General features: G+C 71.5%; 2 protein-coding genes. One reads left to right on the forward strand and one right to left on the reverse strand.

Annotated features, from left to right (window positions below):
* A partial coding sequence (locus tag HUK84_RS18930) for a pyridoxine 5'-phosphate synthase (protein WP_176641602.1) occupies nt 1-190 on the forward strand: 190 nt, incomplete at its 5' end.
* A gap of 76 nt (nt 191-266) precedes the next feature.
* Here the strand turns inward: HUK84_RS18930 and HUK84_RS18935 are convergent.
* Nucleotides 267-1253 (reverse strand): metallopeptidase TldD-related protein (locus tag HUK84_RS18935; protein WP_176641603.1); only part of this gene is annotated, 987 nt, incomplete at its 5' end.

Genomic DNA, 1253 nt, shown 5'->3' on the forward strand with positions numbered 1-1253 from the left:
GGCGGCGGCCGGGGCGGCGGGGCTGGAAGTGCATGCCGGCCACGGCCTGACCTATGAGAAGGTCGGGCCCATCGCGGCGCTGCCGCAGGTCGTCGAACTGAATATCGGGCATTTCCTGATCGGCCAGGCGATCTTCGACGGGCTGCCGGCCGTGATCGCCGCGATGCGCCGGGCGATGGATCGGGCGTGATCGCGGTCGGCCACGGGGTCCCACCCCTGGCCCTCGCCACCCCAGGGCTCACCCGGGGCAAAAAGCCCCGCGCCGATCAGGCGCCGGTGCCGCCCACGGTCAGGCCGGTCATTTTCAGGGTGGGCTGGCCCACGCCGACCGGAACCCCCTGCCCGCTCTTGCCGCAGGTGCCGATGCCGGGGTCCAGCGCCATGTCGCCGCCGATCATCGAGACCTTGGTCATCGCGTCGGCGCCGTTGCCGATCAGGGTGGCGCCGCGCACCGGGGCGGTGACGCGGCCGTCCTCGATCAGATAGGCCTCGGACGCCGCGAAGACGAACTTGCCCGAGGTGATGTCCACCTGGCCGCCGCCGAAATTCACCGCATACAGCCCGCGCCGGGTCGAGCGGATCATCTCCTCGGTCGTGGCGTCGCCGCCCAGCATGATCGTGTTGGTCATGCGCGGCATCGGCGCATGGGCATAGGATTGGCGCCGCCCGTTGCCGGTGGGGCGCACGCCCATCAGCCGGGCATTCAGCCGGTCCTGGATATAGCCGGTCAGGATTCCGTCCTCGATCATCACCGTGCGGCCCGACGGCGTGCCCTCGTCATCGACCGTCAGGCTGCCGCGCCGGTCGGGCAGCGTGCCGTCATCCACCACGGTGACGCCGGCGGCGGCGACGCGCCGGCCCATCAGCCCGGCGAAGGCCGAGGTGCCCTTGCGGTTGAAATCGCCCTCCAGCCCGTGGCCCACGGCCTCGTGCAGCAGGATGCCGGGCCAGCCCGATCCCAATACCACCTCCATCTCGCCCGCCGGGGCCGGGACGGCGTCCAGATTGACCAGCGCCATGCGCAACGCCTCGTCCACCGCACCCTTCCACACGGCCTCGTCCAGCAGGCGGGTATAGGAATAGCGGCCGCCCATGCCGTGGCCGCCGCTTTCGCGCCGTCCGTCCTTTTCCACCACCACCGAGACGTTCAGCCGCACCAGCGGGCGCAGATCCGCGACGCGGGCGCCGTCGGCGCGGATGATCTGCACCGCCTGCCATTCGGCGGCCAGCGAGGCCGAGACCTGCACCACCCT

Origin of the sequence: Nguyenibacter vanlangensis (assembly GCF_013376155.1) — a bacterium.
Classification (GTDB): Bacteria; Pseudomonadota; Alphaproteobacteria; order Acetobacterales; family Acetobacteraceae; genus Gluconacetobacter; species Gluconacetobacter vanlangensis.